This window comes from Simiduia sp. (assembly GCF_058345725.1).
Map to the genome: position 1 here is coordinate 22,229 of NZ_JBTUOC010000048.1, position 16,965 is coordinate 39,193.

At 58.4% G+C, this 16,965-nt stretch carries 16 protein-coding genes; 10 read left to right on the forward strand and 6 right to left on the reverse strand.

What is annotated here, in order from left to right; translation table 11 throughout:
- Positions 1 to 29: 29 nt before the first annotated feature.
- The gene (locus ACW8F6_RS11405) at positions 30 to 1,487 is read left to right on the forward strand and encodes a sugar porter family MFS transporter (protein ID WP_491575995.1); all 1,458 of its coding nucleotides are present in this window, start codon (positions 30 to 32) and stop codon (positions 1,485 to 1,487) included.
- 95 nt (positions 1,488 to 1,582) lie between these two features.
- A complete protein-coding gene (dbpA, locus tag ACW8F6_RS11410) occupies positions 1,583 to 2,977 on the forward strand; it encodes an ATP-dependent RNA helicase DbpA (RefSeq protein WP_491575996.1) in 1,395 nt (464 codons plus the stop codon).
- 155 nt (positions 2,978 to 3,132) lie between these two features.
- Here the strand turns inward: dbpA and ACW8F6_RS11415 are convergent, their stop codons facing one another.
- The 3 genes from ACW8F6_RS11415 to ACW8F6_RS11425 all read right to left on the reverse strand — a co-directional run bounded on the left by ACW8F6_RS11415 (position 3,133) and on the right by ACW8F6_RS11425 (position 4,709).
- Positions 3,133 to 3,582, reverse strand: coding sequence for a YbjQ family protein (locus tag ACW8F6_RS11415; protein ID WP_491575997.1), 450 nt, complete (start codon positions 3,580 to 3,582; stop codon positions 3,133 to 3,135).
- Positions 3,583 to 3,588: 6 nt separating this feature from the next.
- The gene (locus tag ACW8F6_RS11420; RefSeq protein ID WP_491575998.1) at positions 3,589 to 3,903 is read right to left on the reverse strand and encodes a YbjQ family protein; all 315 of its coding nucleotides are present in this window, start codon (positions 3,901 to 3,903) and stop codon (positions 3,589 to 3,591) included.
- 107 nt (positions 3,904 to 4,010) lie between these two features.
- Positions 4,011 to 4,709 (reverse strand): VIT1/CCC1 transporter family protein, encoded by a 699-nt coding sequence (locus ACW8F6_RS11425; protein ID WP_491575999.1) that lies wholly within the window; start codon positions 4,707 to 4,709, stop codon positions 4,011 to 4,013.
- A 219-nt stretch (positions 4,710 to 4,928) separates the two neighbouring features.
- On the opposite strand from ACW8F6_RS11425, the gene dcd reads away from it, so the two are divergent.
- The 3 genes from dcd to arfB are packed head-to-tail and all read left to right on the forward strand — an operon-like array spanning position 4,929 to position 7,135.
- A complete protein-coding gene (gene dcd / locus ACW8F6_RS11430; RefSeq protein ID WP_491576000.1) occupies positions 4,929 to 5,498 on the forward strand; it encodes a dCTP deaminase in 570 nt (189 codons plus the stop codon).
- Between the two features lie 39 nt (positions 5,499 to 5,537).
- Positions 5,538 to 6,725, forward strand: coding sequence for an L-2-hydroxyglutarate oxidase (gene lhgO / locus ACW8F6_RS11435; protein WP_491576001.1), 1,188 nt, complete (start codon positions 5,538 to 5,540; stop codon positions 6,723 to 6,725).
- Positions 6,722 to 7,135: an alternative ribosome rescue aminoacyl-tRNA hydrolase ArfB gene (gene arfB / locus ACW8F6_RS11440; RefSeq protein ID WP_491576002.1), complete on the forward strand. Its 414-nt coding sequence runs from the start codon at positions 6,722 to 6,724 to the stop codon at positions 7,133 to 7,135. Before lhgO ends, arfB begins: the two co-directional genes overlap by 4 nt.
- Before the next feature lie 30 nt (positions 7,136 to 7,165).
- On the opposite strand, the gene ACW8F6_RS11445 is transcribed toward arfB, so the two are convergent.
- The 3 genes from ACW8F6_RS11445 to ACW8F6_RS11455 all read right to left on the reverse strand — a co-directional run bounded on the left by ACW8F6_RS11445 (position 7,166) and on the right by ACW8F6_RS11455 (position 10,289).
- Positions 7,166 to 7,726 (reverse strand): aminoacyl-tRNA deacylase, encoded by a 561-nt coding sequence (locus ACW8F6_RS11445; RefSeq protein ID WP_491576003.1) that lies wholly within the window; start codon positions 7,724 to 7,726, stop codon positions 7,166 to 7,168.
- Positions 7,727 to 8,059: 333 nt separating this feature from the next.
- Positions 8,060 to 9,433 (reverse strand): aspartate aminotransferase family protein, encoded by a 1,374-nt coding sequence (locus tag ACW8F6_RS11450; RefSeq protein ID WP_491576004.1) that lies wholly within the window; start codon positions 9,431 to 9,433, stop codon positions 8,060 to 8,062.
- A 175-nt stretch (positions 9,434 to 9,608) separates the two neighbouring features.
- Entirely contained in the window at positions 9,609 to 10,289 is a 681-nt protein-coding gene (locus ACW8F6_RS11455) for a GntR family transcriptional regulator (RefSeq protein ID WP_491576005.1), read from the reverse strand.
- A gap of 323 nt (positions 10,290 to 10,612) precedes the next feature.
- On the opposite strand from ACW8F6_RS11455, the gene ACW8F6_RS11460 reads away from it, so the two are divergent.
- From ACW8F6_RS11460 to ACW8F6_RS11480, 5 genes are all read left to right on the forward strand, one after another.
- Positions 10,613 to 11,443 carry a helix-turn-helix transcriptional regulator gene (locus tag ACW8F6_RS11460; protein ID WP_491576006.1) on the forward strand — a complete coding sequence of 277 codons (831 nt, stop codon included), beginning with the start codon at positions 10,613 to 10,615 and terminating at the stop codon, positions 11,441 to 11,443.
- A 142-nt stretch (positions 11,444 to 11,585) separates the two neighbouring features.
- Positions 11,586 to 12,959 carry a glutamine synthetase family protein gene (locus tag ACW8F6_RS11465; protein WP_491576007.1) on the forward strand — a complete coding sequence of 458 codons (1,374 nt, stop codon included), beginning with the start codon at positions 11,586 to 11,588 and terminating at the stop codon, positions 12,957 to 12,959.
- A 156-nt stretch (positions 12,960 to 13,115) separates the two neighbouring features.
- Complete coding sequence (locus tag ACW8F6_RS11470) at positions 13,116 to 14,846, forward strand: thiamine pyrophosphate-binding protein (protein ID WP_491576008.1); 1,731 nt, start codon at positions 13,116 to 13,118, stop codon at positions 14,844 to 14,846.
- A gap of 193 nt (positions 14,847 to 15,039) precedes the next feature.
- A complete protein-coding gene (locus ACW8F6_RS11475) occupies positions 15,040 to 15,726 on the forward strand; it encodes a hypothetical protein (RefSeq protein ID WP_491576009.1) in 687 nt (228 codons plus the stop codon).
- 80 nt (positions 15,727 to 15,806) lie between these two features.
- Positions 15,807 to 16,892: a hypothetical protein gene (locus ACW8F6_RS11480; protein WP_491576010.1), complete on the forward strand. Its 1,086-nt coding sequence runs from the start codon at positions 15,807 to 15,809 to the stop codon at positions 16,890 to 16,892.
- Positions 16,893 to 16,965: the final 73 nt, after the last annotated feature.

The window sequence follows — 16,965 nt, forward strand, 5'->3', positions numbered from 1 at the left end:
CTAGCCATTGCAGTAGGAAGAGTGAAGATATGAACGACATAGTCGCACCCGCGCGTGTACTGCCCGAAACCGCGGCGCCAATGGGCGCCTTAATCAAACACACCTTGGTGGTGGCACTCGCCGGTTTTTTATTTGGCTATGACACAGGCGTCATCAGTGGCAGCCAAATGTACTTTACGGAATTTTTTCAGCTTAGCGCCGGCCAGCAGGGGTGGGCCGTAAGCAGTGCGCTTTACGGCTGTTTGGCGGGCGCATTGGTGGCTGGCAGCTGCACGCGCCGATGGGGCAGAAAACCCACGTTGCTTGTATCTGCGGTGCTGTTTGTGGTTTCGGCCTGGGGCTCGGGAGCTGCCGATTCGCTGCAAAGTCTGGCGCTTTTCAGGCTGCTGGGTGGGGTCGGTGTGGGCATGGCGTCGATGGCGGCACCTATGTATATCGCAGAAATATCGCCGGCGGCCTGGCGAGGTCGCATGGTGTCGCTCTACCAGTTAGCGGTGGTAGTGGGTTTTTTCGTGGTGTTCCTGGCCAGTTATTACATTGGCGGCGGGCAAACCGAATCCTTGAATGAAAGCGCGCGCCAGGCCTTACACGAATACAATGTCCATCAGGGTTGGCGGTGGATGTTGTGGTCAGAATTGCCGGTGGCCGCAGCTTTTTTTGCGCTGCTATTGAGCGTACCGGAAAGTCCCCGCTGGCTGGTGATGAACCAGCAGCGCCACAAGGCCAAACAATTGTTAATTGCGCTGAGCGGCAACGAAGTCCAGGCCAATCGCGAGCTGGCGGAAATTGACCACGAAATTGCCACGGTAAAACCCGTGTCCTGGCGCGCCTTGCTCACTGGGCCTTTGAAGTTTGCACTGTTGGTGGGCGTACTTTTGTCGGTGTTTCAACAGGTGACCGGTATCAATGCCATTTTATACTACGGCGCCGAAATATTTAGCAGTGCCTTGGGCTATGGTCCGTCGGATGCCTTAAAGCAGCAGCTGTGGCTGGGCGGTGTGAATCTCGTGTGTACCTTTGTAGCTATTTATGCTGTGGACCGCTGGGGCCGCAAGCCGTTGTTGCTGATGGGCGTGACCGGTATGACGTTGGGTCTGCTGCTGCTGTCCTACACCCTCATTACGGGTGCTATCGGCGTGGTATCGCTATTGGCAATTCTCACCTTCATTGGCGCCTTTGCGCTCTCGATGGGGCCTGTGGTGTGGGTGTTGCTGTCGGAAATATTTCCCAATCAAGTGCGCAGTCAGTGCTTGTCCTTGGCGGTGGCGGCCCAGTGGCTGTTTAACGCGCTGGTGGCGAACAGCTTCCCGCTGGTGAACGAGCTGCCCGCTAATGGCGAAGTATTCAGTGGATCGCTGCCCTATTTGCTGTTTGCCGGTTTTTGTCTGCTGACATTGCTGTTTGTCTGGCGCTGGGTGCCAGAAACCAAGGGCCGCAGCCTGGAGGCAATGGCCGAGTTGTGGCAGCGCTCGCCGACCGATCGCTAGCGTCGGCGCGCAAGTGTTCGAGAAAGTTGCTCAAGCCCCCGGGGGTTATCGTGTAGAATAGTGCGTCAGCTAAGCTATACAACCCGGGGGCACCCTTGTCTAACCCTAGCGCTTCGCGCGCCTTTGAATCACTGCCGCTGTCGACGGCACTGCTCGCCAACCTAGCCGATTTGGGCTACCAAGCACTAACCGAAATTCAGGCTCAGGCACTGCCGGCCATCATCGACGGGCGCGATGTGATCGCGCAGGCGAAAACGGGCTCCGGTAAAACGGCGGCTTTTGGATTGGGCGTGCTCAATAAATTAAAGGTGGAGCGTTTTCGGGTGCAAACCCTGGTGCTATGCCCCACGCGCGAGCTGGCCGACCAGGTGGCCCGCGAGCTGCGCAAGCTGGCGCGCGCGATTCACAACATCAAGATTTTAACCTTGTGTGGCGGCATGCCGTTCGGCCCCCAGCTGGCCTCGCTCGATCACGGCGCGCACATTGTGGTGGGTACGCCGGGGCGCATTGAAGAGCACGTGCGCAAGGGCAAGCTGGTGTTGTCCGAGGTGGATACGCTGGTTTTGGACGAGGCCGATCGCATGTTGGATATGGGCTTTCAGGCCACCCTGGACGCCATTGTTGAAACAATTCCAACGCAGCGACAGACGCTGCTTTTTTCAGCCACCTATCCCGATGCCATTGAAGCCCTGGCCGCCCGAGTATTGCGCGAGCCTCTGCGCGTTACGGTGGCGGCCCGCCACGAAACCAGCAGCATCGCACAACACTTTTACCGCGTTGCCAATAACGATCAACGCCAGCAGGCGGTTGCTCAATTGTTGTTGCATTATGTGCCGGAATCGGCGGTGGTGTTCTGCAACACCAAACGCGAAACCGAAGAAGTGGCCGAGGCCCTGCGCAATGAGGGCATTGTCGCGTTGGCGATTCATGGCGATTTGGAACAAAAGCAGCGCGATCAAATTTTAACTTGCTTCGCCAACAAGTCTGCCAGTGTTTTAGTGGCCACCGATGTGGCGGCCCGGGGGTTGGATATCGACGCGCTGGACTTGGTGATTAATTACCACCTGTCGCGTGATAGCGAAGTGCATGTGCACCGCATCGGTCGTACGGGGCGCGCGGGCGCCAGTGGTGTCGCCTGCAGTTTACTGAGCGAGCGCGAAGATTTTAAATTGGCAAAGCTTGCTAAACTATTGGGCGATCTGCCCGACATCGAGACGCTTCCCCATGCTAAGCGCCAGCAAATGCCGGAGCCGGCCATGGTAACCCTGCAGATCGACGGAGGCAAAAAACAAAAATTGCGCCCCGGTGACGTGGTGGGCGCGCTGACGCGCAATAATCAAGTGGCCTTTGACGATATTGGCAAAATTCAGGTGTACGATTTTAGTACCTATGTGGCAGTGGCGCGCGGCGCCTGGAAATTAGCGCACCAACAATTGGAGCAAGGCAAGTTAAAGGGGCGATCTTTTCGCGTGCGGCGAATAAAAGTGTAATGCGCCTTGCGTCCATTCGATCTCGGCGCAGACAGTGTGTAGGGCACAGTGCTTAGTGCCAGCAACTCTCCGCGCCCAGCATCCAAGCAATTCTTTCAGAATTACTAGTAGCCGAACAGTGGTCCCTGCAGGTAACTCTGGAGGGGTGTATTGGATTATCGACGGGGAGTAAGTGCCGTGCCATAGGCGTACACCTCGACGGAACCAATCTGCTGTTGCTGACCCTGGTAAATTGACGCCGTTTCCAGTTTGACATTAAAAATTTGTGTAGCCCCGCGCCGATGGGCGGCCAGTTTCATGCGCAATATAGCCTCGCGCCTGGCCCTTTCCATCAGCGATTCATAGCTAGTAATTCGACCGCCTAACAAGCCCCGCAGCAGCGCCGCGATACGCTTAAAGTAATCCACAGAAATGACCACATTGCCGTCCACTAACTGGGCGTCCACATGCGCGATGTCGCTTGGCGGTGTGCGCGCGTTAAAACACAGGATGCGGCGTAGCGCCCACTCGCGTGCAATAATCGATTTGAAATGGCGTTTTTCTATGTGGCTGCCAAACAGGTAACCCAAGGTGAGCAACACCACAAAAATGATGAGCGATTCCATACCCGACTACTCCAAAATTACTGCAGTGCCGTAGGCAAATAACTCGGCAGCACCTGCTGAAATTGAGGAAGTGGAATAGCGCACATTGATGACAGCATTGGCGCCAAGTGCTTGGGCCTGTTGCACCATACGGTCGGTGGCCTCTTCGCGGGCCTCGGTCAAAAGCTCGGTGTAACCCTTGAGCTCGCCGCCAAAAATATTTTTAAGCCCGGCCATAATGTCGCGACCGGCATGTTTGGCGCGTACCGTGTTGCCTTGCACCATGCCCAAATGTTGGGCAATGCGCTTGCCCGGTACGATTTCTATATTGGTTATCAGCACCGTTGATTCCTTAAAGGCTGTTCTATGGTAAGCGGGCTCAACGTAAAAACGGCAGGCCCGCGTGCATTTTGTATGATAGCCACCCCTGTTGCACAGCACTAGCGGGGCTAAAGCGTGAGATTAATCGAGTGACCAATGACCGCAGTGAGGCCCATGGCTAATGCGCCCCAGCCGAGCACCCGCCCAACCGCCCTCATCGGCGTCACGCCGCCGCTTTTGGCGGACCACCAGCCAAGCAGTGCCAGAGCGAGCAGAGACGCCAGACACAGCCACAGAATGGGTTGGTCGAGCTTTGCCCGCGCTGCCAGGTACAGGCTGGCCAAGGGCAATAGGCTGCCCAGCGTGAAAGCAAGTGCCGATGTGCCCGCCGCCTGTAGGGGGCGGGCGACCACTCGCGGCGAGATACCCAGCTCATCGCGGGCGTGGGCGTCCAGTGCGTTGTGGTCCATGAGTTGCTGGGCTACCTGTTTGGCCAGCGCCGGTTCCAGGCCCCGCTCGCCGTAAATGTCGGCCAGCTCTAACAGTTCAGCCTCGCGGTGGTCGCGCAGGGCGAGCTGCTCGCGCGCGAGATCGGCGCGCTCTGTATCGGCTTGAGAGCTGACGGACACATACTCCCCGGCAGCCATCGACAGGGCGCCGGCGGCGGTGGCGGCGATACCTGTGATCAACAGACTGCCGCTGTCCACGCCGGCAGCCGCAACGCCGGCCAACAGACTGGTAGTGGAAACGATTCCGTCGTTGGCCCCGAGCACCGCCGCGCGCAGCCAGTGCGTGCGATGAATAAAGTGTCGTTCGCTGTGCGGCATTGGCTGCTGCTCCAAATTGCGCGAGGTAGTGATTAATGGACACACAGCTAAGGTTATAGGCCATTGACGGGGGTGTTGACCGAGACTGGTGGCCGCAGGCCGGTATCCGACTCCCCATTTACCCCTAAACCCGCTATCATGAGCGCCATTTTTCGCGGCTGCCCTAATTCGCCAGCCCGAGTGAGCCCCGCACCTATCACAGCATTGAAGAGAGGCCCCATGAGCATTAAGTCAGATAAGTGGATGCGCCGCATGGCCGAGCAGCACGGCATGATTGAGCCCTACGAACCGGGCCAGGTGCGTTATGCGCAGGACGGCCACCGGATAGTGTCCTACGGTACCTCTTCTTACGGGTACGATGTGCGCTGTGCTAATGAGTTTAAAATTTTTACCAATGTGCACTCCACCATCGTGGACCCGAAAAACTTTGATGAAAACAGTTTTGTGGATATTCAGAGCGACGTGTGCATCATTCCCCCCAATTCCTTTGCCCTGGCCCGCACCGTGGAATATTTTCGCATTCCGCGCAATGTGCTCACCGTGTGTCTGGGTAAGTCGACCTATGCGCGCTGCGGCATTATCGTCAACGTCACGCCGCTGGAGCCGGAGTGGGAAGGGCACGTAACCTTGGAATTCTCAAATACCACCCCTTTGCCGGCCAAAATTTACGCCAACGAAGGCGTAGCGCAAATGCTGTTTTTTGAATCCGACGAAGTCTGTGAAACCTCCTACAAGGATCGCGGCGGCAAATACCAGGGGCAAACGGGTGTTACGCTGCCTAAAACCTAAGGTTACTTGCCGGCCAATGGCGACGCGCTGGTCGCGTTCGTGAAAGTGGCCATAGTGGGCGCGGGTATTGTGGGTGTGGCCACTGCCCGCGCTGTCCAACGCCGCTGGCCCAGGGCCCAGGTGCTGCTCCTCGACAAGGAAGCGGGACCGGGCCGGCACCAGACCGGGCGCAATAGCGGCGTGATTCACGCCGGCGTCTATTATCCCCCAGAAAGTTTAAAGGCCAAGCTGTGTCGGCGCGGGCTCGCGGCCACCTATGACTTTGCTCGAGCGCACGGCATCGCCCATCGGCAAACGGGCAAATTGATCGTGGCCACGAGTGACACTGAACTGGCGTCGCTCGCGCGCCTGGCCGACAGGGCTGTTGCCAACGGTTTGCAGCCAGAGCAGTTAACCGAGCCGCAACTGCGCGCACGCGCGCCGGGCATTATTGGGCGCGGCGCCCTGTTGGTACCGGAAACCGGTATCGTGGATTACGGCGCCGTCACGGAGGCCTGTGTGCAACAGTTTTTGGCGGCTGGGGGCGAATTTTACCCGCACAGCCGGCTACAGCAGATTCGCGAGACAGCCGACTCTGTGCAATTGGATCTGCACGACGGTCGGCGCATAGGTGTCGACAAATTGATGGTGTGCGCGGGCCTGCAGGCGGATCGAATGGTGCGTGCCCAGGGTTTAGTGCCAGACTTTGCCATAGTGCCGTTCCGGGGGGATTACTGGGCGCTGCGTCCGGGCGCTGTAGCGCTCAAGCATTTGATCTATCCGGTGCCCGACCCAGCGCTGCCGTTTTTAGGTGTGCATCTGACTTTGATGGTGGGTGGCCAGGTCACCGTCGGCCCCAATGCGGTGCTGAGTTTACACCGCGAGGGCTACACCGGCGGGGTGGATTGGCGCGACCTTGTCAGCAGCCTGGGTTATCCGGGCTTTTGGCGCATGTTGGCGCGCTATCCGGGGGCCGCTGTGCGCGAGTGGCACAATAGTGGTTCGAAGCGCCGCTTTCTGGCGCGTATACAAAGCTATTGCCCGGCCGTACAGCTGTCGGATTTGCAGCCCTGGCCGTCGGGGATTCGCGCCCAGGCACTGGCAGCCAATGGCGAACTTTTGCAGGATTTTCATTTTTTGCAAACCAGCCATTGTTTGCACGTATGCAATGCGCCGTCGCCGGCGGCCACGTCGGCTTTGCCCATCGCCGATCATCTCGCCGATAAATTTGAGGAGTTAGTGGCATGATGCCGCCGAGTTTTATGGAGCAGTTAGAGCGCGAGGTGGAGATCAGTTTTACGCTGGCCCAGGGCAATGGCGGTCAAAATGTTAATAAGGTGGCCACCGCTGTTCAGCTGCGCTTTGATGTGAAAAACTCGGCGTTGATTAACGAGCACTGTCGGCAAACCCTACTCAATAGTGGTGACTCTCGCTTAACTAAAGACGGAGTGCTGGTGCTACGCGCTCAAGAATTTCGCACACAGTTAAAAAATAAACTCGCGGCACTGACGCGCCTGAGAGAATTAATCGACGCGGCCAGCGAAGTGCGTAAAAAGCGGCGCCCAACCCGGCCGTCGCGGGGCGCAAAAGAGCGGCGCCTAAAAAGTAAAAACGTGCGCAGCACCATCAAGCAAGGGCGCGGCAAGGTGGATTACTAGCGCTGCCAGCAGGGCGGCAGCGCCTAGATATCAACTGCGGGCAAATACCGGGTCGGGCTCATTCCACTCGTAACCCTTAGAGCGGATGTACTGCAGTAATCGTGCGGTTTTGGCGCGGTGCCGTTCGCAGGAAAAACGCTCGTGCAGGTTGTTGCCCATCAGCGCTAAAAAGTCGTCGCGCTTCAGTTTAATGAGGTGTTCGTGATCGCCCGCCTCCATGTACACCTCTTCCTGTTCAGACAGTGCATCGTCCCAGATAACCCGCAAACCATAGGCCTGGCCCAAAATGGGAATGGCACCGGGCGCACAGTCTTCGAACAGCACTTCCAGCTCATCTTCGCCGGCGAGTTCGAGGTGGCGATCAAAAATCTGGTTTAGGGTGTGGCGCTTCACTTTGTAACTGGCGGGCAGTACGGCCACTGTGTAGTACATGTCTTCGTCGCGAAATACGACGGCTTTGGCGAGTTGCAGTGGGGAGATATGTGCGCTGTTGGCAGTGTTTACGCTGCCTTCGGCATACTGATGAGTGATAACTTCAAAGGGCACCTTTTGCTGCGACAAAAACTGCGCAAGGTTGCTGGCTAATGCCATATAACGCCTCCAAATACCGAGCAAGTGTACTAACGCGGTAGATGCACTGGACGCGATTGAGACTCCGCACCCGCAGCACCTTCGGTCTCGGCTTTAACATACCCGTTTTCTATTCGGGCGCAAAGCTGATACTTCACCTCAACCCAACTTGTTGCCTTAGGCTTTTGTTAAGAGGTGTTTTAAGTATAAGCGCTATCTGTGAAGGAATAATGTCAAGGTGTTATAGGTATTGGCTTTTTTATACGAACCCAAAAGCGCAAAAAATAGGGCTAATGGGGCGGGCGAGGGCGTAAAAAAGGGCGCCGCAGCGCCCTGTTTACGGGTGTAACGCCCTTACTTACCCAGGCGTTGGGCGGTTAAATCCAGCGCTTTGCGCGCCTTTTCCACCAGTTCGTCAATCTGGCCATTGCTCATGGTCAGTGGCGGAGCAATGATCATGGTGTCGCCTACAGCGCGCATTACCAAGCCATTTTCGATACACGCCGAGCGGGCTAATGCACCGGCCGTGCAGTTGTCGTCGAACCGGGTGCGCGCCGATTTGTCGTTGGTTAACTCGATGGCGCCCACGAATCCGACGCCGCGCACTTCGCCCACTAGCGGGTGATCGGCCAGGGTGGCGAATTGCTCTTGGAGGTATTTGCCCTTGGTGTCGCGGACCTGCTCCAGAATTTTGTCGCGCTGAAGAATGTTAATGGTGGCCAAGGCCGCAGCGCAGGCAGCGGGGTGCCCAGAATAGGTGTAGCCGTGCGCGAATTCGCCGCCCTGTGATTTCAGCACGCCGGCAACCCGGTCGCCCACCATCACGCCGCCCAGAGGCTGGTAGCCATTGGTGACGCCCTTGGCAAACGGCATTAGGTCGGGCTGCACATTGAAGTAGTCGGCGCCAAACCAGTGGCCGGTGCGGCCAAAGCCGCAGATGACTTCGTCGGTAATCAGCAGAATGCCGTACTCGTTACAAATACGCTTGATTTCGGGCCAGTAGGTTGCCGGCGGTACGATGACGCCACCTGCGCCCTGGATGGGCTCGGCAATAAAGGCTGCGACCTTGTTGGCACCCAGTTCCTGAATTTTGGCTTCCAGGGAGCGGGCTGCCTTCAGGCCAAACTCGTCGGGGCTCATATCGCCGCCTTCGCCAAACCAGTAGGGCTGGTCTACGTGGTGCACGTAGGGCAAGCGGGTGAACTGGCTGTGCATGCCGCCCATACCGCCCAGGCTGGCGCCGCCGATGGTGGAGCCGTGGTAGGCGTTGTTGCGGCTGATGAAAATTTTGCGCTCCGGTTGATCCAGCAGATCCCAATAGCGGTGCACCATGCGGATCACCGTGTCGTTGGCCTCGCTGCCAGAGCCCGTGAAAAACACGTTGTTCATGTGCGGCGCCGCCACTTCGGCCAATTTGGCCGACAGCTCGATTGACGGGGGGTGAGCGCATTGGAAAAAACTGTTGTAAAAGGGCAGTTCCTGCAGCTGGTGCGCTACCGCGTCGACAATTTCCTGCTGGCCGTAACCCAGGTTGCAGCACCAGAGGCCAGACATGCCGTCCAGAATTTTCTGGCCCTCAGAGGTGTAGATGTAGGCACCCTCGGCCTTGGTAATAATGCGGCTGCCGCGCTCCATCTGGTCTTTAAAATCCGTGAATGGGTGCAGGTAATGCCCGGCATCCATTGACTGCCATTCGGCGGTGGAGCGCTTTTGGTAAACCTGGCTCATGAAACCTCCTCGTGCGCGAGCGCAATTTCCTGCGCGAGCGGCGTAACGTTAATAGGTGCTGCGGGTGGGCGTGTGGCTCTGAAGACCGCAGCGGTGTGCTATGGGTAATAATGTGATCACATTGTTGGGGTGTTTGGCAACACCCCGTTTGCGTAACATCGATTTTCTCGGCCCTTTATCCCGCAGCGCCCTCTGCCACAGCCGCCTCCAGCTCCTCCTGACCGAGGGCGCCAATGCCCTCGCGAATGTCGCTGGCAATAGCCAATTTAAGCGCCAGAGCGTCGCGCGCAGCGATGGCGTCCGTGGCCTGCACGTGGCGATCGGTGATGTAACCCAAACCTATACGGTTTAGCACAAGGCGCATAAAGGGCGCGCTTTGCAGCCACAGGCTCTCTATCAGCGGCAGAATCACTTCATTGGGGCCGTGCCGGTAGAGCGACAAATGGAAGGCCAGGTTGGTGCGGATATAGGACTCGGCGTCCTGGACGTCGATGGCATGGGTCACCTGGTCATCCAAAGCTTTTAGTTGTGCCAGCGCGTCGGTGTCTATGTGCGCCATGGCGCGCAGTGCCGCCTGGGTCTCGAGGGCGATGCGGGCCTCCACGATTTGCTCGAGCCGACCAGCGGTCATGTGCGGCACCGTCACCCGGCGGTTGTCCTGCAGGGCCAGGGCGTTTTCGGCGGTCAGCCGGCGCAAGGCCTCGCGCACCGGCATTGGGCTGACGCCCAGCATTTCCGCGATGCCGCGCAAGGTGACGGCCCGGCCCGGTACAAACCGGCCGCAGAGAATGGCCTCGCGCAGTTGAAAGTACACGCGCTCTTGCTGGGTTTTGAATTCTGGAGTGCTTTCTACCATGGGGGTTTGACTTTGCTATTGGGCAGGGTTAGATTATCCCATAAGTTGAATTTGTGATCACATTATTTTTTACGGATTGTGTGATCCACCGGATGCGCCAACAGTCGGCAGTTTAATTAATGCGCGGCCAGGCTGCCATCCGCTACACATTGCGGCCACTGGTGCGGTGTGCCAACAGGGGATGGGCGCCACAGGGGCGGCCAACCGGATAGTCCGTGGCAATTTTCTGGCTCAAAAACAGAATAATCATTCAGTTTGAGAGTGTTAGAGTTAAGACTACGTACGGCAAAACAGAGAGGCATGGGCGCAGGCCCTGTGACATCATGACGTTGCATACGCAGGCTCTTGAAGTCTGGAATCGTGAAATCGCTACCGCTGTGGCCTGTTTAGGCACACAGGACTTTTACGCCGCATTGGTGGATGCGCTGTCGGCGACGCTGCCCGTGGACTATCCCCAAGTGTGGCGCTACACAGATGCCAACCCAGAGCCCAGCGTTTTATTTCACCGTCTGAGTGGCGCCCAGCGCAAGCAGCAGGTGGACGACTATCAGGCGGGCCTGTATCGCCAAGATCCCTATTACCAACTGAGCCACACGGGCGACCTGGACGCGGGCTTTAGCCATTGGCGCGAGAACGTGGACGTCGATAGGCCCGCACTACACGACGGCAAAGACGTGTGCGACGAGGTGGTTTTTGTTGCGCAAATAGATGATCACACACATATTCACCTGTGCTTGATGCGCGCCCGTCAAGCGCCCCCCTTTAGTCAGGCCGAGTTGGCATTGCTCAACGCCTGTTCGCCCATGGTGGTGCAGTTGATCAGCCAGCATGTCAAAGTGTTCGATCAGCCCAAGCCGGGGGTGGAAGCCGGGGTGCGTCAGGCGGTGGCGCTGTTTGGTCGCTCGCTGTTGACCGCGCGCGAGCAGGATGTGCTGGGTTTGATGCTCAGCGGCTACTCCACGCGCTTTGCCGCCGATAAGTTGGGTATTTCCACCGAGACACTGCGCCGGCACCGGAAAAATATTTACCAGAAACTGGACGTCAGTTCGCAAACAGAGGTGTTTTCGCTGTTTATCAATTCTCTGGGGTGCTATGACGCTGCGCCGGAACAAGACCCGTTGCGCGGGTACTTTGGTCGCCAGCCGCAGGCGTAGATAGCCGGGAGGAAATTACAAAAATCAGTGCCCTTTTTGGGCAATTACGACTAAATTTCAAAGTAGCTTCGAACAACAACATTTAAAACATTTAAATAGGCGCCGCAACGGTCATACGTGATGCGCCCTGATGGAGATGGTCATGCTTGGCCCATGTAGTGCAAAAGATCTGGAACTGGCGAAAAAGTTCCTGGAAGAAAACCCCGATATCGAAACCATTGAAGTGCTGCTGCCCGACATTAACGGCGTGCTGCGCGGCAAATGGCTGCCGCGCGATAACCTGCTGAAGGCGTTTAAAGGCGGCTTGAAGCTACCGGTAACCACACTGAACTTCGATATCTGGGGCCGCGATGCGCCGGGCGTGGCCTTCGACGATGGCGACGCCGACGGTATCTGCGTGCCCGTGGGTACCAGCCTGAGCCGGGTGCCCTGGACCGATCGCCCCATGGGGCAGATGTTTGTACACATGGCCGATCTAGACGAGCAGCCCTACATTGGCGACCCGCGCGTGGTGTTGGACAGCATTGTCGAAAAATTTAAAGCCATTGGCTTAACACCGGTGGTAGCCATTGAGCTGGAATTTTACCTGCTGGAGGAAAAGCGCGACTCCACGGGCCGTCCGGTGCACGCCGGTTGCGATGCCAATGCCGACTACCCCATTGGCGGCCAGCCCTACAGCCTGGATCTGATGCAGGAGTACGAAGAGGCCTTCCACGAAATGCGCGAGGCCTGCGAAACCCTGGGCGTGCCCGTAGACACCTTGGTGAAAGAGTTTGCGCCTGCGCAGTACGAAATCAACCTGCACCACGAGGACGATCCCTGCAGCGCCGCCGACCACGCCATGATGCTCAAACGCGTGATCAAGAGCGTGGCCCGCCGCCACGATCTCAATGCCTCCTTCATGGCCAAGCCCTTTGGCGACATGGCCGGCAATGGCATGCACGTGCACTTCAGTATTCTGGATGAAACTGGCCACAATATTTTCAACAACGAAACGGAAGAGGGCAGCGAGGCCTTAATGCACGCCATCGCCGGAGTGCAGTCGACTATGGTGGAAACCATGGCGGTGTACGCGCCAAACTTTAACTCTTATCGCCGTTTCCAGCCTGGCTCCTACGCGCCAATGGCGCCCACCTGGGGTTACGAAAATCGCACTGTGGCGCTGCGTATACCCTCCGATGACTTTGCGGCTACTCGCATCGAGCATCGCGTGAGCGGGGCGGATGCCAACCCCTACCTGGTATTGGCGTCTATCCTGGCCGGTGCCTACGAGGGTATCACCCGCAAATTGCAGCCCACTGCGGCGATGGAAGGCGACGCCTATTCACAGGCGCAGTCTTCGCTGCCGGTATACTGGCCGGATGCCCTCAACGCCTTTGAGCGTTCAAGTTTTGTGCGCACCCATCTGGGCGAAGTCTTTCAGCGCTCCTACCTGGCCGCCAAGCGCCAGGAGCTGAATGAATTCCGCCACACAGTGACGCGCATGGAGTACGACGCCTACCTGCTGGCATTTTAAAAGGTCGCCCGTCGCGCGGGCAGAGCGAGAATACAACGGCGCCTGGTGCGCCGTTTTTTTTGGCGCCCGTGGGCTGGGCTATGCTGTGTGCGGGCGGAGCAGCCGCGCTGCCGCTAGTCGCCATTGTCAGGCGCGCCCACAAACTCAGAGGTGATTATGAAAAAGACTGGTGCCTGGCTCGTGCGCTATGCCCTTGAGCAATTAGGGGTGCGCTACACGTTTGGCATTCCCGGCGTTCACAATACGGAAATTTACGACGAGCTGGATCAGTCCGACAGCATCGCGCCAGTGCTGGTGGCGCACGAGGTCCACGGTGCCTTTATGGCCGACGCCATCAGCCGCACCTCTGATCAAGTGGGTACTTTGGTTATTGTGCCCGCCGCCGGCGTGACCCATGCAGCCAGCGGTATTGGCGAGGCCTATTTGGACGGTATTCCCCTGTTGGTGATTTGCGGCGGCGTGCGCACCGATTCGCAGTTTGGCTACCAACTCCACGACATGGACCAGCACCAATTGCTGGCGCCCATCACCAAGGCCAGTTACAAAATTACCCGCCACGATCAGGTGGTCAGCACCCTGTTTGATGCCTATCGCACGGCCGTGTCGGGCGAGCCGGGGCCGGTGTTTGTGGAGGTACCGGTGAATATTCAGCTCGATCTGGGCAAGGTGACTGCCCTGCCGCGCTACCAGCCGTTGGCGCAGCCGGCACTGGATTGCGACGCCGACCTGGATGCCGCCGTAGCGTTGCTCGCACAGGCAAAAAAGCCGGGATTGTTTGTAGGCTGGGGGGCCATGGGGGCGCAGGCCGCGGTTCACGCCATTGCCGAGCGCCTGAATGCCCCGGTGGCCACCACGCTGCAGGGTTTGAGTGCGTTTCCTGCCAATCACCCGCTGCACACGGGCATGAGCTTCGGCCCAGCGGCGGTGCCAGCGGCCACCGAGGCATTTAAAGACTGCGACTGCCTGTTGGCTGTGGGCACTCGGTTTGCGGAAATAGGCACCGGCAGCTTTGGCGTGGCTGTGCCAAAACACTTAATTCACCTGGATATCAACCCCAAGGTTTTTCATGTCAATTACCCGGCCGCAGTGACACTGACGGGCGATGCGGCGCAGTTGCTGCCGGCGTTGGCTGAACGCTTGGCGCACTCGAGTGCACCCGGGCGCCAGGACGATGTCAAACAGCTGATTGCAGGGCAAAAACAGGCCTACCGCGATCAATGGTTTGCCCTTCAGGTGCCCGATCGCGTCAATCCCGCGCGTTTTTTTGCGGCGCTGCGCGAGCGCTTGGACGACGACGCGTTTGTTGTGGCAGACGATGGCAATCACACCTTTTTGGCGGCTGAGCTGATGCCTGTGTACAGGCCCCGAGGGTTTATTTCGCCGACGGATTTTAACTGCATGGGCTACGCCGTACCGGCGGTTATCGGCACAAAATTAGCGCACCCCGAAGCGCAGGTGGTGGGCATTATTGGCGATGGCGCATTTCTCATGACCTGCATGGCGCTGTCTACGGCCGCCACCCTGGGCACTGGAGCCGTATTTGCGGTCTTTAACGACGGAGAACTCAGCCAGATTTCGCAGGCGCAACAGGTACCCTACAACCGCAAGACCTGCACTCGCTTGGGCGATGTGCGGCTGCAGGGCATTGCCGATGCCTGCGGGGTTAGCTATGTGGCTTTGGCGAGCAATCAGGCCATTGCCGAGGCGCTGGATCGCGCGCTGGCGCTGGCGGCCGAGGGCCAGCCGGTGGTGTTGGATGTGCGGGTGGACTACAGCAAGCCAACGCGCTTCACACAGGGGGTGGTGGGCACCAATTTGCAGCGCATGCCCTGGTCAACCAAGGTGCGTATGGTCAGTCGGGCATTGTGGCGCCGGGTCACTGGCTGACCGGTCAGGCTGAGGGGCCCTGCGTTGGTGCCGGGTTGAGCGCCGGAATCGCAGGCCTTTCCATACGCCGGTATCCCCCCTACAATTTACCGTGTTAGCTTTTTTAATCATGCTGAATTCGCGCGCCAGGATGTTGTACGCGCGAAACACTTCCGGGACGATCAAGTAGTCAGCTCCAATTTGAGGCCCAGCAATGCGCGTGTGGGATGTGTCGCCCGGTTACCTGAACGACCAAGAATTACAAGCCCAGTACGATTGGGTGAGCAACCTATTGTCTCACCGGGGTGAGGCGCCCTCTGCCAGCGACGAGGCTGTCCGGCGCTGGTCTCACTGTTTAAATGCCTTGCGCTGTGTGCAGGCCTGGCTGCAGGCCGAACTGCGCTTGCGCGGGCTGGACAAGAGCGACAGCCATCCACCGCTGGCACCGTTGAATCTGGTGTGGCCCAAGCTCAACGCGCCGGCGGCCATGTTTAGTCAACTGCAATCCGATACCGGTCGCGCGAGCGGGCGGATTCCCCTGCCGGTGTCCACGCAAAGCCTGTGGACCCAGCACAAATATTCGGTGGCGGCGCGCTCGATGCCAGCCTATCGGGAGATCAGTGTGAAGGTGGCTGCCAGCCGCGGACGCGACAACTTCGATTGGTTAGCCGGCGAAGTGTTTAACCAGCTGCGCCTGCGCCCAGAGCAGCAGGGATTGCAGGATGCCTTACTGCAGATGTGGGGCTATGTGGCGGCGGCGGGCGCGGTCAGTAGTCGGTTGTTTGATGATCTGCCCGCATTGTTTGCCGAAATACAGCGCCGTGCGCTGGCGCAAAACATTAATTATCTGGTGCACTCCACGGCCCTGTCGGAGTTGAGTGTGTGGCTCGAAAGCGCGTGAGCGCAGCGCGTTGCGGTTTGCCAGCGCGGGCCGGGAACGGTAGTCTTACAGCCGTTTGAAAATTAGGAAAAATGACCCCAATGGTGCGTCCTCCCATTGAGCTGCTGGCCGGTCCCGGCGCCTATCGCCACATTCAGCAACACGGCCTGCAACCCGAGCATATCCAGTCGGTCTTTGGCGCCTCGGGCGCCGCCAAATGGCTGGCCATATACGGCTTGGATCGAGCATTGTTTGAGCAGTGGCTGCCTGGGGCAAAACACCCCATACACCTGTTTGGCACTTCTATTGGCGCCTGGAAACTCGCCGCTGCGGCACAGTCTGACCCAGGTTGGGCACTCAACGAATTGGCCGAAGGCTACATTGCGCAAAGTTACGGCGACGGCGTGAACAAAGCCAGTGTGCACCGCGAATTGATGAAGATTCTGGACCGTTTTCTCCAGCAGCCGCAGGTGGACGACCTGTTGTCGCAGGCGCGTTTCAACTACCACTGCGGTGTGGCACGTTGCCATGGCTTGCTGGCGAAGGAGGCAGCCTGGCCGCTACTGGGCGGAATGTCTGCAGCCTTCGCCCGCAACTTGCGTAGGCGCACGGGCCTAAACAATCACTTTGAGCGCGTCGTATTTGCCGATCCGCGCCGCATGCCCAAGGTAGCTGCCGATGATGGTATCGCTACGGAAGTTTTGCCATTGACGCCCCACAATGTGCGCGACGCCGTGGTGGCCTCTGGTTCGATACCCTACGTTATGGCTGCCAAGACCACTATTACCGGGGCGCCGGCGGGTGTGTATCGCGACGGTGGGCTGGTGGATTATCATCCCGTGCCTGCGCACTTCTGGCGCGAGCCGGGTCTGGTGTTGTACCCGCATTTTTACCGTTGGCTATTGCCGGGTTGGTACGATAAGTACTTGCCAGCGCGCAGGGCCCACGGCGGACTGATGGATAACGTGGTGCTGGTGGCGCCCACAGTCGACTATGTGGCCAGTTTGCCGGCGGGCCGCATACCGGATCGCAAAGATTTTCAACGGTTTAAAGGCAATGATACAGAGCGTATGCGCCGTTGGCGCATCGCCAAAGAACGCAGTATTGAGCTGGGAGAAGCCTTTCTGGCCACTGCAAAATCCGGGGATTGGGCGGCGATAACCCGGCCGCTGGTACCGGGTAGCTAATTCATCACACAGCGCACAGGTGCGCGTAAAGGAATGGCGTTATGACAGGAAAAATAATTGGCGGTCTGGTGGG